Raw genomic sequence first — 25,361 nt, forward strand, 5'->3', positions numbered from 1 at the left:
CCTTGTTGGGTATGGATTGCTGGGGGAATTGGTTCTAGGGGAGCGCGACCGCGTGGTCGCTGGACCACGCGACGCGCACGGTGTCGCCGCGACCGAATGGTGCAAGGTCGGCGGGGTGGTGGGCGTTTTGCGCCTCCGCGATGACGCGGTGGCCGCCGTCGGCTTCGACGATGTAGCGGGTCGTCGGGCCGGTGTAGACGGTTTCAGAGATCACGCCAGACAGTGAGACTTCACCGGTGGCTGGCGCCGACCCCGTGGGGACGACGCGCACGCGCTCGGGGCGGATGCTGATGGAACCGACGGCCGCGCCGCCCGCAACGCTCGCGGGAAGAATGTTGGAGAGTCCCAAGAAGCGCGCCACAAACTCGGTCTGTGGAAACTCGTAAACGTCGCGCGCGGTACCGATCTGCTCGATCTTGCCGTTGTTGAAGACGGCGACGCGGTCACTCAGGGTGAGGGCTTCTTCTTGATCGTGCGTGACAAAGATGAATGTGATGCCGACTTCGCGCTGAATCTGCTTGAGCTCGATCTGCATTTCTTCACGCAACTGCTTGTCGAGGGCGCCGAGCGGCTCGTCGAGCAGGAGAACTTCGGGCTTCAGGATGAGGGCGCGCGCCAGTGCGATGCGCTGACGCTGGCCACCGGAGAGCTGGTGGGGGAGACGGTTAGCGACCGCGCTCAGCCGCACCTGCTCGAGTGCCGTCGCAACCGCGCTGTCACGCTCGGCGCGGGAGACGCCGCGGACCTTGAGGCCATAGGCGACGTTCTGGGCGATCGTGAGGTGCGGAAACAGTGCGTAGTCCTGGAAGACCGTGTTGACCTGGCGGCGGTGCGGCGGCAGGTTCGTGACGTCCGTGTCGCCGAGCATGATGGTTCCGCTCGTCGCCTCTTCGAAGCCAGCGATCATGCGCAACACCGTGGTCTTGCCCGAACCCGAGGGGCCGAGCATCGAGAGGAACTCGCCCTTCTGCACGTGCAGTTCGAGGTCTTTCACGGCGGTGAAGTCGCCGAAGGTCTTGGTGACGTTAGTCAGCGAGACCGCAGCGCGCAAGTCGTCGGTGACGGCAATTGTCGTGGGCTGGGCATCGGTGCGCATCTGGCTCCTCAGTCATCTTTGATCACAAGGTGTGAGTAAACATATAAAAGCAGAGGATAGATTGCAAGTGCTTTGCGAAATTGTTTCCCGGGCGTAACATGCACCGCAGAGCGTGAGCGATTCACCACGCTTTGGGGATGGCATCGGTGGCGATGCAACACCCCTCCATGCGTGCCGTGTATACGCAGAAAGGAATGAAAGAATCGAGCCGATGCCAGCCTCGACCGCCACCGCCAAGAAATCCGCAGCCCCGCACCGCATGCAGGGTGCGCTGTTCTTGCCGATCGGTGACGAGGGCCGCGCTGAACTCGTGGAGCGCCGTCTTTCCGAGGCGATCACGGGAGGTCACTTGCGCGCCGGGGAGCGGCTGCCGGCCGAGCAAGACCTCGCGCGAACGCTGGGCGTTGCCCCCGTCACCGTGCGTGAAGCGCTGGGCGTTTTGCGTGAGCGTGGGCTCATCGTCACGCGCCGCGGCCGCAACGGCGGAAGCTTCGTGGCCGAGGGGGCCGACCCACTCATCTTCGCGCGTCAGGCCGTGCAATCGTCGTCGCGCCTCGCGCTTCGAGACCTCGGTGCGCACTACGCAGCAATCACGGTCGGCGCCGTGCGGTTAGCAGCTCGACGCGCTGACCCTGCCGAGGCGACGGCGCTCGTTACGCGCATCGATCGCGCCGAAGAATCAGACCTCGGCGCGTGGCGCCGCACGCTCGATGATGTACAGGTCGAACTGGTGGCCCTCAGCCAGTCGGCACGGCTCACGCGTGAGCAAATGAAACTGCAGTCCGAACTGAGCCCCTACCTGCGGCTCATTGACGGCGACCCGCAGTCTCGCCTCGTCCTGCGAAGCCACCTCCGCGACGCTGCTGTCGCGGTAAGCGAAGGCGACGCAACGGCCGCTGGCACGGCCATCGAAGAGTTCGTAACCCGCGCCGTTCACGACCTCGTCGTTATGCAATCGGAAATCTAGAAATCGTGCCGAACCCGTCGCGATGAGTACGATGCAGTAATCCCTTCAACCCGGAGACCTCTATGACGATGCCGTCACCCGCTACGGCTGATCGCGCCGCTTCGATCATCGCCGACTACTTCCGCCCGCCGATTCTCGTGCTGGAAGCCCTCGCCGAGCCCGTGGCCGACGCGATTGCCGACGAGCTTTCTCGTGGTTCCATGTCGGCCAATAAGCTCGATTCCCTCGTCGCGCCGTTCGCCGATCAGCTCTTCGACACGATCAATGCACCTGTGTATGGTGCGGGCTTTATCGCGGCGCTCGACCTGCTGAGCGATTCGCGCAGCCACTTGGCCTGGTGGCAGGGCGCAGAACGCCGCAAGCTCATTCTTGCCGCACAGACGGTGAACAAGGAGCGCATCGATTACTCGGAGCTGGAGTGGTTTCGGGTGCCGTTGTTCTCCGGCATTTCACATGTCGCGGGCCCCTACGTCGACTACCTCTGCAGCGATGAATACACGATCACCATTTCTACCCCGGTACGCGTTGATGGTGCGTTTGTTGGCGTACTCGCGTTCGACCTCCTGATTGATTCGGTCGAGCGTCACCTCACGCCCCTGCTGCGTGATTTGGGCGCGCACGTCACGCTCGTGAACGGCGTATCTCGTGTCGTCGTATCGACAGATGCCGAGTGGGCGACGGGCGATGTCGTGCGGGGCGGAACCATTGAGGGGCACACGCGGGTATCGTGTGATGGCATTGCCCTCGACGTGCTCGTCGGAAACTCCCGCTGAGCAGGCGAATACTCGGCCGTTGAGCGGTACTACTCGGTGCTCTGCTCGCGGAAGCGCACGAGGCGTTCGTGGCCGGTTTCCTCCATTTCAGCGATCGCCTCGTTCGCTTTGAGGAAGTCGGAAAACGAGCGGAATCCGAGCGCCTTTTCACTGAACGACGGATCCATACGGCGCATGTGCTGCTTTACCGCCGAGGAGTGTAGCCAATCGGCGTCTTCCTTCTCTTGACCCATGCGCAGTGCGCGCTCGAGAAGTGTCTTGGCTGTCGCCTGCGGGTCGTCCACCTTGCGGTTGACGGCGCGCGAGCCGCGGGGTCGGGTGGGTTTCTTTTCTTCTTCGGCGACCGGAACCACGACACCTTCGAGAGACTCGTAGGTGGCGAATTCGTCGCACGCGGCGGCGAGGGACTTGGCGGTGGAACCGGCAACGCCGACACCCAGAACGTAGCGTCCGAGACGCTTGCAGCGCTGCGCGAGGGGCACGTAATCGGAGTCGCCGGCGACAATCACGACGTGAGTGAGGTCGGGTAGGCGAAACATGTCTTCCACCGCGTCGACGGCGAGACGAATGTCGGCACCGTTTTTGGCGTACGCGGCAGCCGGAAACAACTGCACCAGGTCAACGGCACGGGCAACGAGTTGGGAGCGATACTCCGCATTGACCGGGTTTGACCAGTCGGCATAGGCGCGCGTCAGCACGAGCGTGCCGTAGCTCGCGGCATAGTCGATGATGGCACCGACGTCGATGGCCGCGGCCGCGAGCCGATCGGCGATGGCAGCGTCGGTCGGGTCGGCGGTGATCTGTTGACGATCTTTGCTGTAAGAGTTGCGACCGTGCACGCGGTCGTACCAACTCATCACAATGTTGTCGAAGTCGAGATAGACGGCAACGCGAGCTGATTCAGTCATGCGCACAGTCTGTCACTTCTGGGTGATGAGGCCTAGGAGCTCGCCAATCGCGGCGTTCGTGACGTGCTGATCGTCTGCTGCGACGGGCTGACCGGATTCCCTGAGGCGATCGCAGCGACCTGGCCGACAGCGACCGTGCAGACCTGTGTCGTGCACCTCATCCGCGCGGCGATGCGGTTGGTGAATTACAAGGACCGCAAGGCCGTCGCGGCGGCGTTGAAGCCGATCTACCAGGCCGCAAACGAGGACGCTGTGCTGGAGGCCCTCGCGTTCCCGCCCGCCTTGCGACGTGTGATCTAACGGCCAACGCGATCGAATCGCTGAACTACTAGCTGCGGAAGATCACCAAGAACCGACGGCATTTCCCCGACGATGCCGCTGTGGTGAAGCTGCTTTGGCTGGCGGTCTGCGACATCGAGGATAAACGCGCCGGCGAACGAAAAGGAACGCGGACCCTCGCCGTAAAACGCAAAGCGTCCCGAAGGCGCATCGAGGGCAACGTCACCACGAACCGGAAACAGGCACTCGAGCAGCTGGCGCTGGCCTACCCCGAATGAATCACTCCCTACTCTGACGACCAAACTCCGAACCTCTTACACAGAAAACTTGACGAGCCCCGTCGTCGCGCTCGCTCGCAGCCGTGAGGGCGGCGTCACCATCAAACAGATCGCCACCGATTTCGGTATCAACGAAGCCACCCTGCAGAACTGACTCCGCCGGGCCGATGTCGAAGAAGACAGCCGTCCCGCGTTCGCAACCCAGGCCCCGGCCTCCGGGTGAAGTCCCACTTCCAGCGCGGGGGTATTGACCCCACCAACCCCAATCAACACTCGCAGCAAGGGGGGCCGCTGTTTCCATAACCCAAACGACCGCGCTCGCCGCGGTTCGCCCGCGTCGTCGGCGGCGTCTTCTGGCTCGTTGGAAGTGTCTGCTAGCTTTGCTGGACACATGTAGAACTGCATAGGGGGACTATAACCATGGTTTTTAGGCATCGCCGGCATCGCGTTCTCTCGGCGGCCGTCACCGCAACCTTTCTGGCCAATCTCGTATCATTCGTCCCGGCTCCCGCCGATTTCCTGGCGCACTTGATTCAGAAGAGCCCCTGATCGCTGCATACGTCGTCGGTGCAGATGGCACTCCGATTCCTCTAGACGAAGTGCCGTTCAAGTCGGAGGACGCGCCATCTGAGGGCCCATCGATTTCGCCCTACCTGCTTGATTTTGGGCAATGGGTCAGCTGCATCCAGATAGGTAACGAGAACGACGTGTTCATGAATTACCAATTTGCGAAAGACGGGCAAATTCAAGATGTGAGGCTCAAATGTGGGAATGATTACTACGGGTACCGACACATTAAGAAAAAGCACGAGACCGACTGGAACAAACTAATGACAGCGGGCGAGGCGCTCGGTTGGGTGCCTGAGTCTCAAGGGATTGAAAGCTGGGACGATCTCATGGCGCAGTCCGCGGGGATGGTCCTCTTCGGCTGGCAAAACACCGGGTACAACCCCGGGAATAGCAAACGTTGCGCAATCGCGAAAGTCCAGTGGTACCGCATGGACACTTTCCAAGTAGTCCTCTCGAAGCGGATCATTGTGGTCTTCGCGACCGACAGTGACAGGCTCATTACCGCGTACCCGCCAAAAGATCAGAACACACAGACCTGCTATCCGAGCTAACCGGGAATAGCAACTTAATTAGGGGCGCACAACGACCGCGGACGACCATAGCTCGGCGACGACTTTCTCATAGAGCTCGTCGCCGAGCATCTCCCAGATGACGTACCCCGGGTCTTCCGCAAAGGAGTCAGGTTGCTCGCGCCCATAGTCGAACCATCGGTTCAATCGTTCTCTCAGACCGTCGGAAATCGGAACCGCTCCACCACCTTCGTCCTCCAACGGAGGTAAATAGCGCGTGGAAAACGAAGCCATATACACAAGACCCAACCGCCCCTGCGCAATCCGCCGCGCTCTATCGAGGGTCTCATCGGGAGTCGAATAGGCAGGAACGACATACTCAACCTGCGACTCAGGATCTAAGACGCGCTCTTCCTTCATCCATCTTGTATACCTGACGTCGACACTACGCCAAAAATCTCCAGCAAGATGAAGAGATGACTACGCGGACGAACCATGCCGGACGTCGCCTGGCTCGCCATCGCGCCGCGCGCAGCGGCTACTCCAGGTTAGGCGCAAACGCTCGCCTCGATCGGCTTCGACAAGGCGACGCGCTCGTGGCGGGAGTCAGTGTCAGATGCCTCCGTCATAACAAAGCATGTCAGAACCACAACAAGGAAAGGCGGCCACCATGACCACACCCGTACCCGGGATCACCGTCACCACCTACCACGGAACAAGCGACCTCGCCCCTGAATCGCCCCGGGTTTAGTGGAGAACGAGTTCGCCCGAATCCGAGGGATACACCACGCCAATCTGCCGACGGATTTCGTCGAGCGTCTGCATGATGCCGACGCTCTCTGCGATCGGGAGGAGGCCGCCCGTGAGGTCTCCGGCAGCCACGAGCTGCTCGGCGGCCAGCGCCTGAAATTGCATACCGCGACCCTCAATGTGCGACTTGTAGGTTTCCAACACGGTGCCGTCGGTCGCCACAACGCGAAATGACGTGGCCCCGTACCAGACGGGGTCGATGTACATCGAGGCCTCGGTGCCCATGATCGTCGCCGCGGTCGCCCCGCGTGCGATCGCGGAACTGAAGGTGCTCGCCACCCGACCACCCGAGTACGTAAACGTCGCTTGCACCTGGGTGTCGGTTCCGGTCGCTCCCAGTGTTCCGGTCGCGGTGACTGTCTCAGGCTTGCCGAAGATGTCCCACGCGAAGGAGATGGGGTAGATGCCGAGGTCGAGGAGCGCGCCGCCACCGAGCTCGGGGTTGTTGATGCGGTGGTTGGGGTCACTACTGAGCTTTTGGGTGTGATCAGCGGTGAGGGCCACGACGTCGCCGAGGGTTCCGGCGGCGATGATCTCGCGGATGCGGGCCATGTGCGGCAGATAACGAGTCCACATCGCCTCAAGCGCGAGGCGGCCATGACGTGCCGCGGCATCGGCAATGAGCTGGGCCTCGTGCGCATTCGCGGTGATGGCCTTTTCAATGAGCACGTGCTTGCCGTGCTCGAGCATGAGAAGCGCCGGGGCGACGTGTTGCGGATGCGTGGTCGCGATATAGACGATATCGACGTCGGGGTCTTGCGCGAGTGCGAGATAACTGCCGTGTGCGCGTGGAATCTCGTAGGTGTCGGCGAAGGTTTGCGCACGCTCGATCGAGCGGGAGGCGACGGCCTCGATAGTCAGGCCCGCGGTGCGGAGATCTTTTACGAAGGCGTTGGCGATGCCACCGGGGCCGAGAATGCCCCACCGAAGTGCTGTCATTCCGGAAGCGTAGCGCGCTCATGCCTCGAGCGGGCAAGATGAAGTCATGGCCGTCACAATTTCTGCTTTTGACCTTGCCGCCGAGCTCGCCGGGGAGCACCCCATTCACGTTCTCGATGTGCGGTACCGCCTCGATAAGCCGGATGGCCGCGATGACTTCGCTGCCGGGCACATTCCCGGTGCCGTATATGTTGACCTCGACAAAGAGCTGGCCGAGCACGGCGCCCCAGAACTCGGGCGTCACCCGGTGCCGAGCATGGCGCGTTTGCAGAAGGCTGCCCGTCGCTGGGGCGTGCACAAAGACAGTGAGATTGTCATTGTTGATGACTTCGCGATGATGGGTGCTTCACGCGCGTGGTGGCTGCTCGACGGTTCCGGCTTCACGAATGTGCGCGTGCTTGACGGCGGCATGAAGGCGTGGCGCGCGGCGAACGGCGAGCTGGAGACCGGGGAGGGTGTTGCGCCGGAACCGAGCGACGTGGAAATCACGTCACTGCACGTGGGGCTGAGCGTTGCTGAGGCCGCGGTGTGGCCCGACGAAGGCACGCTCGTCGACGTGCGCGTGCCGGAGCGTTACCGCGGAGAGACGGAACCATTGGACCCGATTGCGGGGCACGTGCCGGGCGCGGTCAACCTGCCGGGCGTGCGCTACCTTGCGGAGGATGGAACCTTGCGGTCGCCGGAAGAGATTCAGGCTGCATTCGCAGAGGTGTCGGCGGGCAAGCCGGTCGCACTGTACTGCGGATCGGGCATCACTGCCGCGCAGGCAGCGCTCGCGGCGGCATCGGCCGGTATTGATGTCGAGTTGTTCCCCGGCTCGTGGAGCGCGTGGTCAAACACCCCGGGTGCCCCGATTGCGACGGGTGCCGAGACGGGCGGTACCGCGTGACCTTTGCTACGGCGTGAGGTTCATCACGGCGTGATGATGAGCTTGCCGTCGCGACCCGCCTGGCTGGCGGCCTGCGCATCGGCGGCGCGTTCGAGGGGATAACTCTCACCGATCTCAACCGTGAGCGTGCCCGTTGCCATGAGCGCGAGGCTCACCGGCATTGCTTCGATGCGCCACGCCAGCTGCTGCGCGGTCATGGGGTGGGGTGAGCCGCCCATAAAGGCGCGGATTCCCCAACTGTCGGCCTCCTTGCCGCGCACAATCGTCACGATGCGGGAGCGATCGGCGACAACGGCGAGCGACGTTTCAATCGCCTCGTGCGTGCCCGCGCAGTCGATGACCGCGGTGACCTCGATGCCCAGCGCGCGAACGCGCTGGGTGAGGCCCGCGCCGTAGGTCACGTGGGTGGCGCCGAGCGCGGTGACGGTGCCGGCCCGACGGTCGCTGGCGGTGGCGATAACGCGAGCGCCGAAAAGCCGCGCGAACTGAATCACAAACTGCCCGACCGAACCAGAACCGGCGTGCACGAGCACTACATCGTCCGTCGTTATCGCCAGCGAGCGCACCACCTGATACGCGGTGCCCGCGGGCACACCCAGTGCGGCTGCGGCCGCGGCCGAGACGCCCGCAGGCCGGGGGAAGACGTGCGCCGCGCTCACCACAACGTCGGTCGCGTACGCGCCCGCCGCATTGCAGAACGCCACCGCGTCACCCACCCGAAAACCGTCAACACCCTCACCAACGGCAGCAATGGTTCCGGCGCCATCCGATCCGGTGCCCCGCGGCCCCTCAAACGGGGGCGTCGCGCGCAGCCCGCTGCGCAGCTTCCAATCGATCGGGTTCACGCCCGCCGCCTCGACCCGCACCGTGACGGTGCCGGGTGCTGGCTCCGGAAACGGAACCTCTACAAGGGTCAGAACCTCGGGGCCACCGAGCTGGGTGTACTGGATCGCCTGCGACATGCTTCGAGCCTAACGGCCACCGCGGGCACTCAGGTGTTGAGCGCCTTCTGCACCCGCTGCTGCGAGACGGGCTCCGCCGTGCCGAGCGTCTGTGCGAACAGGCTGACACGCAGCTCTTCGAGAAGCCAACGCGCGTGTACGAGGCCCGTGCGCGCATCATCCGCGGGCGGAACCATGCCACCGGCATCGAGGAACAGCTGGTTGGCGCGCTCCCACTCCGACATCCACGCACGGTCACGCCCCGCATTGGCCGATAGATTGTCAAGGCGGTGCTTGACGGCGGCGAGGTACCGCGGAAAGTGCGCGAGACGGTCGAGGCCCGTGCGCGAGACAAAGCCGGGGTAGACGAGGCCGGCGAGCTGCCCGCGTACATCGTTGAGCGTGCCCAACAGCGGCATCGAGGTGATCTGCTTGATCGTGCGCTCCGCAGCACGGTGGCCGTCAAGAATGCGAGCCACGAGACTCACTGCGGTGAAGGTTCCGTCAACCATGGCTGCGCTCGCAGCATCGCGCACCGCGATGAACTCGGCCTCGGTACGAATCGGCCCCGTCGTGGTGGTCGCGATCACGCGATCGATCACGGCGGCACGGGCGTCTTCGATGAGGGCCTTGACCGACGGATACGGCGAGGCTGCCAGCGAGAGCTTTTCGGCCGACGTCATGTGCTCCTGCACGTACGACGCGGGCGAGGGCAGCGCGAGGAGCAACAGGCGGCGCACTCCGGCGTGGTGCAGGCGCTCGGCGATCGCCGGGTCGGTCTGCACACGAATTGACACACTCGAGCCATCGTCGATCAGGCCCGGGTAGCCACGCACCGTGCCTCCGGCGAGAGCCGTGTCGACGTGCGGGGGAATGGTTCCGAGATCCCATGTCGTAATGCCCTCGCGCTCGGAGAATCGTGACGCCGTGGTTGACCCCGGCTTCGGCGCCTTCTCCGAGCCGGGCTGTGCCTTGCGAATCTGCGCGGCGACACTGTCGCGTGCCTTTTCGCTGAGACGCTGCTGCAGGGCCGCAAGCGAGCGGTCGGAGTCGATCGCACGCCCGCGGGCGTCGACCGCGCGGAAGTTCATCTGCAGGTGCGCGGGTACGCGCTCCCACTCGATATCGCTCGCGCTCACCCGCTGATTCGCGATCGGCTGCACGAGAGCGGCGAGTGCCTCGCCGAGGCCCTTCGCGGGGCGCCCGGCATGGTTCTCCGGGCCATCGGCGGCGAGCTGGGCTGCGAACTTGATAGCCCAGTCGCCGGCCGGAACCACGTTGCGGCGAATGACTTTGGGGAAGGACCGCAGCATGGCGGTGATGAGCTCGTCGCGCATACCGGGAACCTGCCAGTCGAATCCGACCTGGTCGACGCTGGCGAGCAGGGGGAGCGGAATGACAACGGTGACGCCATCGTCTTTCGCACCCGGCTCGAAACGGTAGCCGAGCGAGAGCGTGAGATCGCCCTGGCTCCACCGCGACGGAAACTCGTCACCACCCGACCGCGAAGAACCTTCGAGGAGGTCTTCTTCGCGCATCGTGAGGAGCTTCGGGGTGCGCGTGATCGTCGCCTTCCACCACGCTTCGAAGGAGCGCACGTCACTGACGTCAGCCGGAATCCTGGCGTTGTAGAAGTCAAAGACCGCCTCATCGCCGACGAGAATGTCGCGGCGGCGCTCGCGCTCCTCCTGCTTCTCCAGGCGGCGGCGCAGTTCGTGATTCTGGCGCACGAACGCGGTGAGGTTTTGCGGGAGCTTCGTGGGATCCCATTCGCCCTCGACGAGCGCGTGACGCACAAACAGCTCGCGTGCCGCGGCACGGTCGATGCGCGAGAACTGCACGCGGCGTTTGGCCACAATTTCGACGCCGAACAGCGTGACCTTTTCGTAGGCGAGAGCCGCGCCCTGCGCCTTGGACCAGTGCGGCTCGCTCACACTGCGGTGCGCGAGATCGCCCGCAAGCGACTCCGCCCATGCCGTATCGATCGCGGCGACGGTGCGGGCAAACAGGCGGCTCGTCTCGACGAGTTCGGCCGCCATGACCGCCTGCGGTGCCTTTTTGCGGAGCCCGGAACCGGGGAAGATCGAGAATCGCACACCGCGCGAGCCGAGATACGTCGAGATCGGACGCGTCGGCTTGGCGGTGCGGGGCTGGGTGTTCGAGCGGGTGTCGAGCACGCCGATCTGTGACAGCAGGCCGGAGAGAATCGCACGGTGCACCGCGTCAGGATCAGCCGCGCCACCGCTGGGGCTTGCTCCCGTGGTTCCATTTGCCACAGCAACCGTCGTTCCGGAACCCTGCGCCGCGCGGCGAGGCGGCTTGCGATGATCTTTACCACGGCGCGATGAGCGGTCGAGGTCGCTCGTCAATCGTTCGAGCTGACGATGCACGTCAAACCATTCGCGCACGCGCACGTAGTTGAGCATTTCATCGCGGCACAGGCGCCGGAAAGCGCTTGAGCCGAGAGCCGTGCGCTTTTCTTCGAGGTAGAGCCACAGCGCGTACAGCGAGAGAAAGTCGCTTGTCGGGTCGGCGAAGCGCGCGTGCAGGCGCTCAGCTTCTTCGCGCTTCTCTTCGGGCCGCTCGCGCACGTCTTGAATCGACATGCCGGCGACGATCGCCAGAACCTCGCGGCTGACACCGGTGCGTGCCGCTTCGATGAGCATGCGGGCAAAGCGCGGCTCAATCGGGAGTCGGGCGAGTTGGGTTCCGATTTTGGTGAGTTCTTTGCCGTTGCCGCCAACCGCGCCGAGTTCGAGCAACAGATCGAGCGCGGCCTTAATGCCACGCGAGTCTGGCGGCGTGAGGAACGGGAACTCATCAATATCGCCGAAGCCGAGCGCGAGCATTTGCAGCACGACCGAGGCGAGGTTGGTGCGGAGAATTTCGGGGTCGGTAAACGCGGGGCGCTTGTCGAAGTCGTCTTCGGCATACAGGCGAATCGCAATGCCATCGCTCGTGCGGCCGGCACGGCCGGAACGCTGCTGGGCCGATGCTTGCGACACGGCTTCGATCGGCAGACGCTGCACTTTGGAGCGCACGGAGTAGCGCGAGATGCGTGCGGTTCCGGTGTCAACGACGTACTTGATACCCGGAACCGTGAGGCTGGTTTCTGCGACGTTGGTCGCCAAAATAATGCGGCGGCGCAAACCCGCGACCTGTGAGGGCTCGAAAACGCGGTGTTGATCCGCGGCGCTCAGCCGGCCAAACAGGGGGAGAACTTCGGTGCGGCTGGTCGCCCCGTTAAAGGCGCCCTTGAGGGCGTCCATCGCGTCACGGATTTCTGCCTCACCCGGCAAGAACACGAGAACGTCACCTCGTGGTTCCGCATCCAGCTCGCGGAGCGCCTGCACGATGCCATCGACCTCGTCGGCGTCTTCCTGGGGCTCGCGGTAGCGAATTTCGACGGGGAAGGTGCGGCCAGAAACTTCGATGACCGGGGCAGGTACGCCATCGCGGCCAAAGTGCCGCGCGAAGCTCTCCGGGTCGATCGTGGCGGAGGTGATGATGATTTTGAGGTCGGGGCGCTCCGGGAGGATGCGCACCAGATAGCCCATCAAGAAGTCGATGTTGAGGGAGCGCTCGTGGGCCTCATCGATGATGATCGTGTCGTAGCGGCGGAGTAGGCGGTCACGATGGATTTCGTTGAGCAGGATGCCGTCGGTGAGCAGCGCGATTGCGGTGTTCTCGGACACCTTGTCGGTGAAGCGCACCTTGTAGCCAACCGTGGTGCCGAGTTCGACCTCGAGCTCTTCAGCAATGCGCTCCGCAATCGTGCGGGCGGCAAGACGGCGGGGCTGGGTGTGCGCGATCTTCGTGCGGCCTAGCTCGAGGCAGATCTTGGGGAGCTGGGTGGTCTTTCCCGAGCCGGTGGCGCCGGCAACAATCACGACTTGGTTGTCGCGGATCGCGTCAGCGATTTCCTCCTTTGCGGCGCTGACAGGAAGCTCCGGAGGATAGATGATGCGCGGCTCAGACATAGCCTTTCAGTCTAAACCGATTATTCGAGGGTCGCGGGCGCGGGCACCCCACGCGCGGCGCTGTCGGTTGCGGCGCCACCGAACGACGCTGGCACAATCAGCGTGAGGGCGCCGGGGTCGACCGCGATCGTCGTTGGGAACGACGTAATCGGATCGCCATCTGCGTAGCCGCGAGTATCGGCCGTGTCGAGTGTGACCTCGGAGATGCGGCGCGACGTGAATAGCGGGTCAGTCAGGTGCTTGGACTTAAACACGCGACTGAGCAGGCGCACCAGGCGTACACGCCCAGCAGGCTTCACCATGATGAGCTCGAGTGCGCCGTCGGTCGGGTCTGAGTTCGGTGAGATCGGTACCCCACCGCCATACGTGGGGGAGTTTGCAACGGTTGCCATCAGCAACGTGGAGTCTGTGGTTCCGGTGCTGCCGTCTTCTGCCGTCCATGACGCGGTGTAGCGCACGCGCTTGAGCAGGAAGAACTCAATCGCGATCGCGACGTTGTAGCGCATGTGCCCGCGCGGCCAGCGGATGTTGTTGGCGCGGTCGTTAACGAGGGAGTCGAAGCCGCTCGCGAAGACGCTCGCGAACTTGCGTACCGTGCCGTCGGGGCGCGTGACACTCGCAAGGTCGACCGCGCGGGTCACGCCAGCAGCGATCACTTCAGCCGCCGCGTGCGTGTCGAGCTCGGCGATGCCGAACGCCGACGCAAAGTCGTTGCCGCTCCCGGTCGGCACAATGCCGAGCGGAATGCGTGTTCCGGCCAGCACGTTGACGGCGATGTTGACGGTTCCGTCGCCACCGACGACGACGACGAGTGCCGTCTCGGGGAGGAGGGCCGCGAGCTCACGCTCGGGCTCAGCGGCCGATGCCGGAGTGATCGTGACGACACGGTTGATGCCCTTAGCACCAACGCGGGAGCGCACGACTTCGACCGCGTCGGTGGGAGACCCGCCACGCGCGGCCGGATTGACCAAGACAACGGCGAGCATTGTTCGAGAATAGCGCGTGCGCGGGCCTGTCTCGTACGTCTCCGCGTCACGAAACGACGCAGGGGCGAGAGCAATGCTGCTCTCGCCCCTCCGGTTACGCGATGCGTTAGTTCAGTGCACGCTTCAGCAGGTCAGCCTGCTCGACGGCGTGAACCTTGCTCGAACCGGTCGACGGCGATGCCGAAGCCGTACGGCAGACGACGCGAACGTCGCGGCCCAGCTCCGGTGCCACGGTCAGTGCGATGAACGGCCAGGCACCCTGGTTCTCCGGCTCGTCCTGAACCCAAACAACCTCAGCGTTCGGGTAGGTGTCGAGCACAGCGCGCAGTTCGTCGACCGGAGCCGGGTAGAACTGCTCGAGGCGCACGACGGCGATCTCCGGGTTCGGTGCCTTGTCGAGCTCACTGACAAGATCCCAGTGGATCTTGCCTGAGTGCACGAGAACGCGCTTGACGGCGTTCTTGTCCAGGCCGCGAGTGTCGTCGATAACCGGCTCGAACTTGCCCGACGTGAAGTCTTCGACGGGGCTCGAAGCACCGCGGAGACGCAGCATAGCCTTCGGGGTGAAGACGATGAGCGGACGACGCGGGCGCGAGTACGCCTGACGACGCAGCAGGTGGAAGTACGACGCCGGCGTCGACGGACGAGCCACGGTCATGTTGTCTTGTGCACACAGCTGCAGGTAGCGCTCGATACGTGCCGACGAGTGGTCAGGGCCCTGACCTTCGTAGCCGTGGGGGAGAAGCAAGACGACGCTCGACTGCTGGCCCCACTTCTGGTCAGCCGACGAAATGTATTCGTCAATGACCGACTGAGCGCCGTTAGCGAAGTCACCGAACTGGGCCTCCCACAGTACGAGAGCCTTCTCGTTCTCGACCGAGTAGCCGTACTCGAATGCCATCGCCGCGTACTCGCTCAGCAGCGAGTCGTACACGAAGAAGCGCGCCTGGTTCTCGGAGAGGTTTGCGAGGGGCAACCACTCCTGACCGTTTGCACGGTCGTGGAGAACGGCGTGACGCTGCACGAAGGTTCCGCGGCGTGCGTCTTGACCAGCAAGACGAACCGGGGTGCCCTCAACAAGGAGCGAACCGAACGCCAGCAGCTCGCCAAAGCCCCAGTCGATCGAACCGTTGCGGCTCATGTCGACGCGCTTGTCCAGCAGCTGCTGCAGCTTGCTGTGAACCGTGAAGCCCTCAGGCTTGTTAGCGAAGGCGTCACCGATAAGCTCGACGACCTCCTTCGAAACACCCGTCACTTCGGGGTCACCGGCAAGCTCCGGCGTTGCCTCTTCATCGATGACGTTGATCGCACCCGTCTGAGCGGCGTGCGTGTCAGCGAAAGCAACCTCGAGGCGGCCCTGGAAGTCAGCCTTAGCCTGCTCGTACTCGTCTGCGGTGATGTCACCACGACCAACGAGGGCTTCGGTGTAGAGCTTACGAACCGAGCTCTTCGCCTGGATGAGGTTGGTCATCAGCGGCTGCGTCATCGACGGGTCATCACCCTCGTTGTGACCGCGACGGCGGTAGCAAACGAGGTCGATCACGACGTCACGGTGGAACTTCTCGCGGTATTCAAACGCGAGCTGTGCCACGTGGATGACGGCCTCAGGGTCGTCACCGTTCACGTGCAGGACAGGAGCCTGGATGGTCTTGGCAACGTCGGTCGAGTAGACCGAGGTGCGCGAGTCTTGCGGCAGCGTCGTGAAGCCGACCTGGTTGTTCACAATGATGTGAACGGTACCGCCGGTGCGGTAACCACGCAGCTGTGACATCTGCAGCGTCTCAACAACGACGCCCTGGCCGGCGAACGCAGCGTCACCGTGAATCAGAACCGGCAGCCACGTGAACGAGCCGATCGGGTAGGTGTCTTGCTTCGCGCGGACGATACCTTCGAGAACGCCGTCGACGGTCTCCAGGTGCGAGGGGTTTGCTGCGAGGTAGATCGGCAGCTCGCTACCATTGTCGCTGACGAAAGTTCCCTCGGTTCCGAGGTGGTACTTCACGTCACCCGAGCCGAGCTTGTTGCCCAGAGCAACCGAGCCTTCAAACTCGCGGAACACCTGACCGTACGTCTTGCCAGCGATGTTGGTCAGCACGTTCAGGCGCCCGCGGTGGGCCATACCGATCGCCGCGCCGTCCAGGTTGGCGGCGGCGGCACCCTGCAGAATCTCGTCCAGCAGCGGAATCAGCGATTCGCCACCCTCCAGCGAGAAGCGCTTCTGGCCGACGTACTTGGTCTGCAGGAAGGTCTCGAATGCTTCGGCTTCGTTGAGCTTGCCCAGCACGCGCATTTGCTCGTCGTGGGTCGGCTTCTGGTACTTGACCTCAACGCGCTCCTGGAACCAGGCACGCTGCTCGGGGTCTTGAATGTGCATGTACTCGATGCCGATCGTGCGGCAGTACGAGTCGCGCAGCACGCCGAGCACGTCGCGCAACTTCATAGCGCGCTTGCCACCGAAACCGCCCACAACGAACTCGCGGTCCAGATCCCAGAACGTGAGACCGTGCGACTCGATCTCCAGGTCAGGGTGCGAGCGCTGTACGTACTCGAGCGGGTCAATGTCGGCCATCAGGTGACCGCGAACACGGTACGAATTGATGAGATCTTGAACGCGAGCCTGCTTGTCCACCCGCTCGGCCAGGTCGACCTTGATGTCGGAGGCCCAACGGATCGGTGCGTACGGAATGCGCAGTGCCGCGAAGATGCCCTCGTAGAAGCCACGCTGGCCGATGAGCAGCTCGTGAACCTTCTTGAGGTACTGGCCCGAGCCCGCACCCTGAATGACGCGGTGGTCGTAGGTGCTGGTCAGCGTGATCGTCTTACCGATCGCCATTTCAGCCAGCAGTTGCTCCGAAGCGCCCTGGAACTCGGCGGGGTACTCGAGAGCACCGGCACCGATGATGCAACCCTGACCCTTGCTGAGACGCGGAACCGAGTGCACGGTTCCGATTCCGCCCGGGTTGGTGAGGGAGATCGTTGCGCCCTGGTAGTCGGCGGCGGTCAGCTTGTTGTCACGCGCACGAGCGACGAGGTCTTCGTATGCGGCGAGGAACTCGTTGAAGGTGAGGGTCTCAGCACGCTTGATGGACGGAACCACGAGTGCGCGGGTACCGTCGGGGCGCGGCAGGTCGATGGCGATTCCGAGGCCCACGTGTGCCGGAGCGATGACCGACGGCTTGCCGTTGATCTCGTCGTAGTACACGTTCTGGCTCGGGAACTCCTTCAACGCCTGAATCATGGCCCAGCCAATGATGTGCGTGAACGAGACCTTGCCACCACGGGCGCGAGCCATGTGGTTGTTAATGACGATGCGGTTGTCGATCATCAGCTTCGCCGGGATGGTGCGTACGCTCGTTGCGGTCGGCAACGTGAGCGAAATGTCCATGTTCGCGGCAATGGTCTTGAAAATGCCGCGCAGCGGCGTGACAACGTCTTCGTCACCGGTCTCGGCTGGCTCGTTCGTTGCCGTCGGCTTCGGCGCCTGTGCCGGAATCGGCTGCGGTGCGGCCGGCTTCGCGGTCGTCTTAGCCACAGGCTGTGATCCGATCACCGGAATCGGCGCCGTCACCGGCCGCGGTTCCGTGGCAGCTGGAGCTACAGGTTTTGCAGTAGTGGTGGGAGCGCTCACGGCACCCGTCGGGGGCTGGTAGGCCTCAAGAACGGGCCACCATGCCTTATCTACTGAGTTCTTATCTGCCTTGAACTGTTCATAGAGTTCTTCGACAAGCCATTCATTGGCTCCGAACTCTCCATCGTTCGAAGCACCGATGCCCGTCAACTGGCTCGACACGCTCGATCGCCCACTTTCGTCGTGATGATCCTGGAGCCCTGGGGGCACACTTCTACCCACACGCAGGACCCCTCAAGCCTAACGCAGATCCCGGGGTGCTCGTGCGGCGCGCTGATCGTTATGTTCACAATGAGGGAACAGAGTTATCTTCACGTGCGGATAAAAAATCTTCTCCACCGGTTTCGGCCGTTTTTCGCCGCGAGGCGGGGCTGGGGCGTACCGTGTGATCATGGAGTTCATCGGCGAACAACCTCAGGTTGACCTGACGTACAGCGACGTATTCTTGGTGCCTTCTCGCTCCAGCGTGACGAGCCGTTTTGACGCCGATCTCACGCCGCCCGACGGTACGCCGGCGCGCACGCCGCTGGTCGCGTCGAACATGAACTCCGTCACCGGAGCAGGCATGGCGGCCACGATGGCGCGGCGCGGTGGCCTGGCGGTGTTGCCGCAAGATTTGCCGTTGCAAGAGCTCGACGCCGCCATTCGCTGGGTGAAGCAACAGCCGGTGCTCTGGGATACCTCGATCGTCTTCTCCGAGGCCGCCACCGCGGCTGATGCGTTGCGCGTGGTTCCGGCGCTGGCCGGTGTTGGTGTCGTCGTGGTGCGCGACCCCGATGCGCCGTTAAACACGGCGAACGTGCGCGGTGTGGTGACCGGTGAGCGACTCGGTGGCGTGCTCAGCGACGCCGCTCTGGGTGATTTGGTGTCGGGCCCGGCGCCATGTGCACGACCCGCATGATGACGGCGGTTGGTCGGCCGCAGTTCTCTGCCGTTTTGGAGACGGCAGCGGCCGCCGCCGACATGGGTGCCCACGTGTGGGCCGACGGCGGCGTGCGCTATCCGCGCGACGTGGCGCTGGCGCGTGCCGCCGGTGCCGCCTCGATCATGATTGGGTCGTGGTTTGCCGGAACCATTGAGTCGCCGGATGCGCTGCTACGAGATGAGAGCGGCCGGGTCTACAAAGAATCGTGGGGCATGGCTTCTACGAAGGCGGTGCAGGCACGCTTCAGTCGCCTCGGCGCATACGAACGAGCGCGCAAAGAACTGTTTGCTGAAGGTATTTCGTCATCGAAGATCTACGTCGACCAGCTGCGCCCGGGCGTCGAAGACCTGCTCGACATGATCACCAGCGGGGTGCGCTCATCGTTCACCTATGCGGGGGCTCGCACGGTCGCCGAGTTTCACGACCGCGCCAGAATCGGCCTGCAGTCGGCGGCTGGCTATGAAGAGGATAAGGCGCTGCCGGTCAGTTGGTAGCGACCACGGAATGAGCGGAGCGCTGATCACAAGTGACAAAAAGCGGCTCTTCAGGAAGTTCCGTTAGACTGGCACGTACGATGGACGACCCTCCTAGTTGTAGACATACGCCCCTCTGTTCCTGCGCCCCGATGGTTGGGGGTGAATTGCTGTGGAGCTAGCGCCCTGGTTAGGAATGACCATCGGTCTCCTGCTCACGATCGGCACCGGCCTCTTCGTTGCCAGTGAGTTTGCCCTGGTCAACCTTGATCGCGCCGATCTCGAAGCGCGTCGCGAACGCGGCGAAACCCGGCTCGCGATGACGATCGCAGCGTTGAAGATCACCTCGACCCACCTCTCCAGTGCCCAGCTCGGCATCACGCTGACGACGCTGCTGACCGGTTACACGATGGAACCGGCCATGTCGAAGATGATGGCCCCCATGTTTGCCGCATGGGGTGTGCCGACAACCGTTTCAGGGCCGATCGCGACGGTCGTGGCGATGTTCGTGGCCACCGTGCTGTCGATGATCATCGGTGAGCTCGTGCCGAAGAACTTTGCCCTCGCGCTCCCGCGCCAGACGGCAAAGGTTGTGATGCCGTTCCAAACGCTCTTCACGACCGTCTTCAAGCCCGCAATCGTCCTGCTTAATGGTTCCGCCAACGGCATTCTTCGTGCCATGGGCGTGGAACCCAAGGAAGAGCTGAGCGGTGCGCGTTCGGCCGAAGAGCTGTCGAGCCTCGTGCGGCGTTCAGCAAGCGCTGGTGTGCTTGAAGCTGACACCGCGAGCCTGCTGAACCGCTCACTGACCTTTGCACGCCTCTCTGCTGACGACGTGATGACGCCGCGGCCGAGCGTGCAGGCGCTGTCGTCAGAAGAGACGGCAGACGACGTTGTGAACCTGGCGCGCACCACCGGTCACAGCCGCTTCCCGGTGTATGGCGAGTCGATGGACGACATCATCGGCATCGTGCACTTGAAGGCTGCGATTGGTGTGCCGCGTGAAAAGCGTGCGGGTGTTCCCGCGGCTGCTCTCAGCACCGAACCCCTGCGCGTGCCCGAGACAGTTCACCTCGATGTGCTGGTCTCCGAGTTGCGTTCGCGCGGCTACCAGATGGCCATTGTGGTTGACGAGTACGGCGGAACCGCGGGTATCGTCACGCTGGAAGACCTCGTTGAAGAGATTGTTGGTGAAGTGCTCGACGAGCACGACCGCATGCGTGCCGGTGTTATCCGTGGCAAAGAATCGATGACGTTCCCCGGCGATCTGCGCCCCGATGAGTTGGCTGATCGCGCAGGCGTGCACGTGCCTGAAGGCGATGTGTATGACACCGTGGGCGGCTACATCATGAGTGTGCTGGAGCGTATTCCGCAGGTCGGCGACGAGGTTAATCTCGCCGATGGCACCCTCACGGTGCAGCGCATGGACGGCCGCCGCGTTGATCGCGTCAAGTTTGTGCCCGCCGCAACCGGGGAGATTGAGATTCAGGGAGGTGAGAGCAAATGAGTGACTGGATGGGAATTGTCTGGTTGGTGATTCTACTCATCGGTAACGCCTTCTTCGTCGGCGCTGAGTTTGCCGTCATCTCCGCTCGTCGTTCGCAGATTGAGCCCCTCGCTGAGAAGGGCTCGCGTTCGGCGAAGACCGCCCTGTTCGCGATGGAACACGCGACCCTCATGCTGGCCACGAGCCAGCTGGGTATCACGATCTGTTCGCTGTTGATCCTGAACGTTTCTGAGCCCGCGATCCACCACCTGTTGGCGTACCCGCTGGGTCTCACGAACCTCGATGCTGGTGCGGTCGACACGATTGCGTTCATCATCGCGCTGCTGCTGGTCTCGTACCTGCACGTCGTATTCGGTGAAATGGTTCCGAAGAACCTCGCGTTCTCGGTGCCGGACCGCGCCGTGCTGTTGCTCGCGCCGCCGCTCGTCTGGGTATCGAAGGTGTTCCACCCGGTGATCTGGACGTTGAACTGGATTGCCAACGCGGTGTTGCGCCTGTTCCGTGTGGAGCCGAAGAACGAAGCCGCGTCGACGTTTACCCTCGACGAGGTTGCCACGATCGTGAACCAGTCACGTGCCGAGGGTGTGCTTGATGACACCACCGGAACCGTCTCGAACGTCGTGGAGTTCACCGACAAGAAGGCGATGGACATCGCTGTGCCGCTGGACCGCCTCGTCACGCTCGGTGAAAACACCACGCCGCATGAGGTCGAGAAGGCCGTCGCCACGTACGGATACTCGCGCTACGTGATCGTCGACGAGGACAGCCTGCCGGTCGGCTACGTTCACCTCAAAGACGTACTGCGCGTCACGCAAGACGGTGACCCCGACGGCGTGCGGGCGATTCCGGCGAAGCGCGTGCACGACCTCGTGCCGGTGCAGACGTCGACCGACCTGGAAGATGCTCTCGCGCTGATGCGCCGAGCCAGCAAGCACCTCGCCCGGGTTCGCAACGATGAGGGCGATACCGTTGCCGTGCTGTTCTTGGAAGACATCATCGAAGAACTGATCGGTGAGGTTCAAGACGCCACCGCGCGCAGCGGTCGCGCCGGCCGCTAACGCCCAGGGGCGAACGAGACGAACATCTCGTTCGCCCCTCGCGGTTTTGCCCGCCCGTGCGCGGTAGCGTTGACGCATGGCCTCCACGCGCGCGCAGACATTTACGATCGCGCACGCGCGCACGGTCATTCGCGCCGCAACGGCGACGGATGACAAGTATTCGCGCGGCGTCGTGGGGCTCTGCACCGGGTCGGCGACGTATCCCGGTGCCGCCGTGCTCGGCGTCGAAGGCGCGTGGCGGGCTGGTGCTGGTCTCGTCCGCTACGTGGGCGCTGCACCTGATCTCGTGCTCGCGCGTCGCCCCGAAACGGTGACGGTGACGGGGCGCTGTGACGCGTGGGTCGTGGGATCAGGCCAGACGCGTGAAGACGCTGTGGCGGCCGGAACCACGGAGCTGTTGGTGGGGGAGACTCCGGTTGTTGCCGACGCCGGTGCGTTAGAGCTCGTCGATTGCCCGCACGCCCTCACCGTCGTGACGCCGCACGCGGGCGAGTTTGCCCGGCTGGCCGCGCACCACAGCATTGCGTTGACGCCCGACACTGAGGCTAACGTCGTAGCGATGGCCACGGCCCTCCGCGTGGTTGTGGTGCTGAAGGGCTCGCGCACGCTTGTCGCGTCGCCGGGCACTCCCAACGTGTGGTCGATTGACGTTGAGACGCCGTGGCTGGCGACCGCCGGCACCGGTGATGTGCTCGCCGGAATGATGGGGTCGGTTATCGCGCAGGTGCGCCCGACAACACACGAAGAGCTCGCTCGTGCGGCTGCCACTGCGGTCTTTCTGCATTCGCGAGCCGGTGAGCTCGCGGCAGCCCATGGTTCCGCGGTTCCGCATCCCATCGTCGCCCTCGACGTTGCCGCGGCCGCTCCCACTGCTGTTGCCGAGGTTCTGGGCGGAACCGCGTGAGGCCGCATATTCGCACCGGCATGCGCTGGGCGGTGCTGCTGTGGGCGCTCTTCATCGGCGCTCACGTACTCGTGGCGTGGCTTGGGTGGGTTGAGCCGAATGCGCCGCGCAATGACGTGTGGAACGTGTATCAGCCGTGGTCGGCGTACGCGATGCGCGGCCAGGGCATCGTGGGTGTTACTGAGCCGTGGGTGTATCCGCCGCTCGCACTGATGCCGATGATTCTGGCGCAGTTCTTTGTGCCGTTCTTTGGGTATGAAGTGTCGTGGGTCGTCGTGGTCTTCCTGTTCGACGCCGCCGCGTTTTACCTGTTGGTGGGCGGCGGACGATCGCGCTCGCGGCGGGCCGCCGCTCTGTTTTGGATCATCTTTCTGGTCGCGCTCGGGCCGATTGCGTTGTTCCGTCTCGATGCCGTGACCGTGCCATTCGCTGCCGTCGGTGTGCTGCTGATTCGGTCACACCCCGTGGTGGCGTCGGCACTGCTCGCGATGGCCGCGTGGATGAAGATCTGGACCGGTGCGATTCTTGCGGCGGCCTTCGCTTCGCTCACGAGTAAACGTCGCATTGTCGAGGGCACGCTCGTGGTGAGCGCCGTCGTCGTGGCTATCGTCGCGCTCGGTGGTGGCATCAGCTTTTTGTTCGGTTTCATGTCGATGCAGAACTCTCGCGGGCTCCAGGCCGAGTCAGTGTTCGCGACCCCATTCTTGTGGAGTGCGATCGCGGGTGTTCCCGGCGCTGGCATCGAGTACGACTACGAGTTGATCACCTTCCAGGTCGCTGGCCCCGGCGTCGACGTGCTGGCCGACATTCTCACCCCGATGCTGTTGGTTGCCGCTTTCGCGCTCGCGGTGCTCGGGCTCGTCGCCCATCAGCGCGGTGTGATCGCACAATTGCTGATGCCGCCACTCGCGATGGCCGCGGTGCTGGCGTTCATCGTTTTCAACAAGGTCGGCTCACCGCAGTTTCAGACGTGGCTTATCGCCCCCATCGTGCTGTGGCTGCTGTGGGATCGGCGCCGCGCCCTGCCATATGCCATCACCGGCATCGTTATCGCGGCCTGCACCCACCTGCTGTACCCGTTGTTCTACGACCTGTTCTTGCAGACCGACGTCGTGGTCGTCACGATCATCACCGTTCGTAACCTGTTGCTGATCGCGCTGATGTTTGCCGCGACCACGCGCGTTGCGCTCCTCGCGATTCGGGAGCCCCTACCCGTCACAACGCTGACGCATCCCACCGCCAACGCCTAGAGTCGAGGCGAACCTCGAAAGGAACATCATGCTTCTCGCTTTCTCTGTCGCTCCCTCCGGTACCGGCCGCGCCGATGGTTCCGTCCACGACGCCGTCGCGGCAGCCGTGCGCGTCGTGCGCGAATCCGGACTCCCGAACCGTACGTCGAGCATGTTCACCGAGATCGAGGGGGAGTGGGACGAAGTTTTCGACGTCGTGAAGCGTGCGACGGCGGCGGTGGAACCATTCGGCTCCCGCATTTCGCTGGTCATCAAGGCCGACATTCGCCCCGGCTTCTCGGGTGAGATCAACAGCAAGCTCGACCGCCTCGAGCGGGCGATGGACGAACAGGAACAGCCGAGCGGCGAGTAGCTGCAGAAACGCCGAAGGGGCTTTCCGTCACTGCGATGGAAAGCCCCTTCGTGCGTTGCGTGGCGTTATGCCGACATCGTCGAGCCACCGTCGGTCATGAGCGTCTGACCGGTGAGGTAGCGGGAGTCGTCGGAGGCGAGGAAGGCGACAACGGGTGCGATGTCGTCCTTCGGGTCGCCGAGGCGGCCGAGCGGAACACCGTCAACAACCTTCTGATGAAGCGAAGTTCACGATCGAGACCTGGGTCTTCTTGAGCTCGGGGTAAGCCGCGCGCATCAGGTTGTACGTGGCGTACATGCCGGTGCCGAGGTTGAGGTCCCACATCTCCTGCGTGGTCTCCATCATCGGTGCCTGCTTCGAAGCGTGAGCGTTGTTGACGAGTACGTCGAGCTTGCCGAAGTGTTCGACGGCCTTCGCGATGATGGTCGCAGCGTTGGCCTCGACAGCCTGCTCTGCAGGCTCTTCAAGCCTCCTCTCGTGGTTCCGCCCGAGTGCCAGGGATTTTTCGCTAACAGGGAACGGCTGTTTGCGGCTCGGTGGGTAACGTGTGCGGGAGATCGTGAGTAGCGTGGGGGGCATGACCGATGCCGCTCCCGGAGCCGATGCCCTGCGCGCCTTTATGGCGCAAACCGAAGCCGCGGGGGAGGCGAAGGCGGAGCCGGTGCCCATCTCAGCGCGGGCGGCAACCGTTGTTGTGGCACGCGAGGGCGAGTTTGGCCCCGAGATTCTGATGCTGCGTCGCCCGGAGCGGGGTACGTTTGCCGGTGCCTGGGTATTTCCCGGCGGCAAGGTTGACCCGGAAGATGCGGTGCCGGGCGGAACCATGGCTGACGAACTCAAGGCGACAGCAATTCGTGAGACGAAGGAAGAGACGGGGCTCGACGTCGTGCCCGCCGACCTCGTGCAGATTTCGCAGTGGGAGCCGCCGGAGGTAACCGCGGTGCGCATTCGCACGTGGTTCTTCGTCGCACTGGCGTCGTCTGGCACGTTTGTGCCGTCGCCCGATGAGGTCGCGGAGTGGATGTGGATTCGCCCCATCGACATGCTGGAGCGTCATGCGCAGGGCTCGGTGACGCTGTACCCGCCGACGTTCATCACCCTCACCGCGCTGACCGGGTGTGGTTCTTCGATTGCCGAGTGGAGCACGCACTTGCGCGACCTGCAGTCGCGCGAGTACAGCACGCGCATGCGCAAGAGCGACGGAACCACGGCGCTGTTTTGGCAGGGCGACTATGAATACGATGCCGAGCAGCCGGGTGCCACCGGCCCGCGCCATCGCATCGTCACCGGTTCGTTGCCGTGGACGTATATCAACGAGGTCTGGGCCTCGTAACGCTGC

20 protein-coding genes and 2 pseudogenes are annotated in these 25,361 nt (G+C 63.7%); 12 read left to right on the forward strand and 10 right to left on the reverse strand.

Annotation, left to right across the window (positions count from 1 at the left end; translation table 11 throughout):
• Positions 1-34 precede the first annotated feature (34 nt).
• Entirely contained in the window at positions 35-1,096 is a 1,062-nt protein-coding gene (locus tag ACQUSY_RS07140; RefSeq protein WP_428903799.1) for an ABC transporter ATP-binding protein, read from the reverse strand.
• Between the two features lie 211 nt (positions 1,097-1,307).
• Between ACQUSY_RS07140 and ACQUSY_RS07145 the strand changes: the two genes are divergently transcribed.
• Both ACQUSY_RS07145 and ACQUSY_RS07150 read left to right on the forward strand, forming a co-directional pair.
• Entirely contained in the window at positions 1,308-2,063 is a 756-nt protein-coding gene (locus ACQUSY_RS07145; protein ID WP_428903800.1) for a FadR/GntR family transcriptional regulator, read from the forward strand.
• A 62-nt stretch (positions 2,064-2,125) separates the two neighbouring features.
• Positions 2,126-2,836 carry a cache domain-containing protein gene (locus ACQUSY_RS07150; RefSeq protein ID WP_428903801.1) on the forward strand — a complete coding sequence of 237 codons (711 nt, stop codon included), beginning with the start codon at positions 2,126-2,128 and terminating at the stop codon, positions 2,834-2,836.
• Positions 2,837-2,865: 29 nt separating this feature from the next.
• On the opposite strand, the gene ACQUSY_RS07155 is transcribed toward ACQUSY_RS07150, so the two are convergent.
• A complete protein-coding gene (locus ACQUSY_RS07155) occupies positions 2,866-3,744 on the reverse strand; it encodes an NYN domain-containing protein (protein WP_428903802.1) in 879 nt (292 codons plus the stop codon).
• 36 nt (positions 3,745-3,780) lie between these two features.
• Between ACQUSY_RS07155 and ACQUSY_RS07160 the strand changes: the two are divergent.
• Both ACQUSY_RS07160 and ACQUSY_RS07165 read left to right on the forward strand, forming a co-directional pair.
• Positions 3,781-4,301: pseudogene (locus ACQUSY_RS07160) on the forward strand (transposase); the annotation flags it as partial.
• 599 nt (positions 4,302-4,900) lie between these two features.
• Positions 4,901-5,422, forward strand: a complete 522-nt coding sequence (locus tag ACQUSY_RS07165) for a hypothetical protein (protein ID WP_428903803.1) — start codon at positions 4,901-4,903, stop codon at positions 5,420-5,422.
• Positions 5,423-5,440: 18 nt separating this feature from the next.
• On the opposite strand, the gene ACQUSY_RS07170 is transcribed toward ACQUSY_RS07165, so the two are convergent.
• The gene (locus ACQUSY_RS07170; protein WP_147825663.1) at positions 5,441-5,800 is read right to left on the reverse strand and encodes a hypothetical protein; all 360 of its coding nucleotides are present in this window, start codon (positions 5,798-5,800) and stop codon (positions 5,441-5,443) included.
• A gap of 327 nt (positions 5,801-6,127) precedes the next feature.
• Complete coding sequence (locus ACQUSY_RS07175) at positions 6,128-7,129, reverse strand: Gfo/Idh/MocA family protein (protein WP_428903804.1); 1,002 nt, start codon at positions 7,127-7,129, stop codon at positions 6,128-6,130.
• Positions 7,130-7,175: 46 nt separating this feature from the next.
• On the opposite strand from ACQUSY_RS07175, the gene ACQUSY_RS07180 reads away from it, so the two are divergent.
• Positions 7,176-8,018 carry a sulfurtransferase gene (locus tag ACQUSY_RS07180; protein WP_428903805.1) on the forward strand — a complete coding sequence of 281 codons (843 nt, stop codon included), beginning with the start codon at positions 7,176-7,178 and terminating at the stop codon, positions 8,016-8,018.
• A gap of 23 nt (positions 8,019-8,041) precedes the next feature.
• Here ACQUSY_RS07180 and ACQUSY_RS07185 read toward each other — a convergent pair whose 3' ends face one another.
• The 4 genes from ACQUSY_RS07185 to ACQUSY_RS07200 form a co-directional block, all read right to left on the reverse strand.
• On the reverse strand, positions 8,042-8,980 hold the full coding sequence (locus ACQUSY_RS07185; RefSeq protein WP_428903806.1) for a quinone oxidoreductase family protein: 939 nt from the start codon (positions 8,978-8,980) through the stop codon (positions 8,042-8,044).
• Positions 8,981-9,009: 29 nt separating this feature from the next.
• Complete coding sequence (hrpA, locus tag ACQUSY_RS07190) at positions 9,010-12,939, reverse strand: ATP-dependent RNA helicase HrpA (RefSeq protein ID WP_428903807.1); 3,930 nt, start codon at positions 12,937-12,939, stop codon at positions 9,010-9,012.
• A gap of 20 nt (positions 12,940-12,959) precedes the next feature.
• Positions 12,960-13,925, reverse strand: coding sequence for a diacylglycerol kinase family protein (locus tag ACQUSY_RS07195; protein WP_428903808.1), 966 nt, complete (start codon positions 13,923-13,925; stop codon positions 12,960-12,962).
• 106 nt (positions 13,926-14,031) lie between these two features.
• Positions 14,032-17,715 carry a multifunctional oxoglutarate decarboxylase/oxoglutarate dehydrogenase thiamine pyrophosphate-binding subunit/dihydrolipoyllysine-residue succinyltransferase subunit gene (locus tag ACQUSY_RS07200; RefSeq protein ID WP_428903809.1) on the reverse strand — a complete coding sequence of 1,228 codons (3,684 nt, stop codon included), beginning with the start codon at positions 17,713-17,715 and terminating at the stop codon, positions 14,032-14,034.
• 229 nt (positions 17,716-17,944) lie between these two features.
• Here ACQUSY_RS07200 and ACQUSY_RS07205 point away from each other — a divergent pair.
• The 6 genes and pseudogenes from ACQUSY_RS07205 to ACQUSY_RS07230 all read left to right on the forward strand — a co-directional run bounded on the left by ACQUSY_RS07205 (position 17,945) and on the right by ACQUSY_RS07230 (position 24,022).
• Positions 17,945-18,972 (forward strand): annotated as a pseudogene (locus ACQUSY_RS07205) (IMP dehydrogenase).
• A gap of 175 nt (positions 18,973-19,147) precedes the next feature.
• Complete coding sequence (locus tag ACQUSY_RS07210; RefSeq protein ID WP_428903810.1) at positions 19,148-20,458, forward strand: hemolysin family protein; 1,311 nt, start codon at positions 19,148-19,150, stop codon at positions 20,456-20,458.
• Positions 20,455-21,516, forward strand: a complete 1,062-nt coding sequence (locus ACQUSY_RS07215) for a hemolysin family protein (protein ID WP_428903811.1) — start codon at positions 20,455-20,457, stop codon at positions 21,514-21,516. Before ACQUSY_RS07210 ends, ACQUSY_RS07215 begins: the two co-directional genes overlap by 4 nt.
• A 76-nt stretch (positions 21,517-21,592) precedes the next feature.
• A complete protein-coding gene (locus ACQUSY_RS07220; protein WP_428903812.1) occupies positions 21,593-22,420 on the forward strand; it encodes an ADP-dependent NAD(P)H-hydrate dehydratase in 828 nt (275 codons plus the stop codon).
• Positions 22,417-23,670: a hypothetical protein gene (locus ACQUSY_RS07225; RefSeq protein ID WP_428903813.1), complete on the forward strand. Its 1,254-nt coding sequence runs from the start codon at positions 22,417-22,419 to the stop codon at positions 23,668-23,670. Before ACQUSY_RS07220 ends, ACQUSY_RS07225 begins: the two co-directional genes overlap by 4 nt.
• Before the next feature lie 28 nt (positions 23,671-23,698).
• Positions 23,699-24,022: a thiamine-binding protein gene (locus tag ACQUSY_RS07230; RefSeq protein WP_428903814.1), complete on the forward strand. Its 324-nt coding sequence runs from the start codon at positions 23,699-23,701 to the stop codon at positions 24,020-24,022.
• Between the two features lie 65 nt (positions 24,023-24,087).
• On the opposite strand, the gene ACQUSY_RS07235 is transcribed toward ACQUSY_RS07230, so the two are convergent.
• Together ACQUSY_RS07235 and ACQUSY_RS07240 are read right to left on the reverse strand one after the other, a co-directional pair.
• Positions 24,088-24,183 carry an SDR family oxidoreductase gene (locus ACQUSY_RS07235; RefSeq protein WP_428903841.1) on the reverse strand — a complete coding sequence of 32 codons (96 nt, stop codon included), beginning with the start codon at positions 24,181-24,183 and terminating at the stop codon, positions 24,088-24,090.
• Positions 24,184-24,223: 40 nt separating this feature from the next.
• The gene (locus tag ACQUSY_RS07240; RefSeq protein WP_428903815.1) at positions 24,224-24,601 is read right to left on the reverse strand and encodes an SDR family oxidoreductase; all 378 of its coding nucleotides are present in this window, start codon (positions 24,599-24,601) and stop codon (positions 24,224-24,226) included.
• Between ACQUSY_RS07240 and ACQUSY_RS07245 the strand changes: the two genes are divergently transcribed.
• Complete coding sequence (locus ACQUSY_RS07245; RefSeq protein ID WP_428903816.1) at positions 24,600-25,355, forward strand: NUDIX hydrolase; 756 nt, start codon at positions 24,600-24,602, stop codon at positions 25,353-25,355. The genes ACQUSY_RS07240 and ACQUSY_RS07245 overlap by 2 nt on opposite strands.
• Positions 25,356-25,361 lie beyond the last annotated feature (6 nt).

Origin of the sequence: Microbacterium daqui, assembly GCF_050408675.1 — a bacterium.
In the GTDB taxonomy this organism is placed as follows: domain Bacteria; phylum Actinomycetota; class Actinomycetes; order Actinomycetales; family Microbacteriaceae; genus Microbacterium.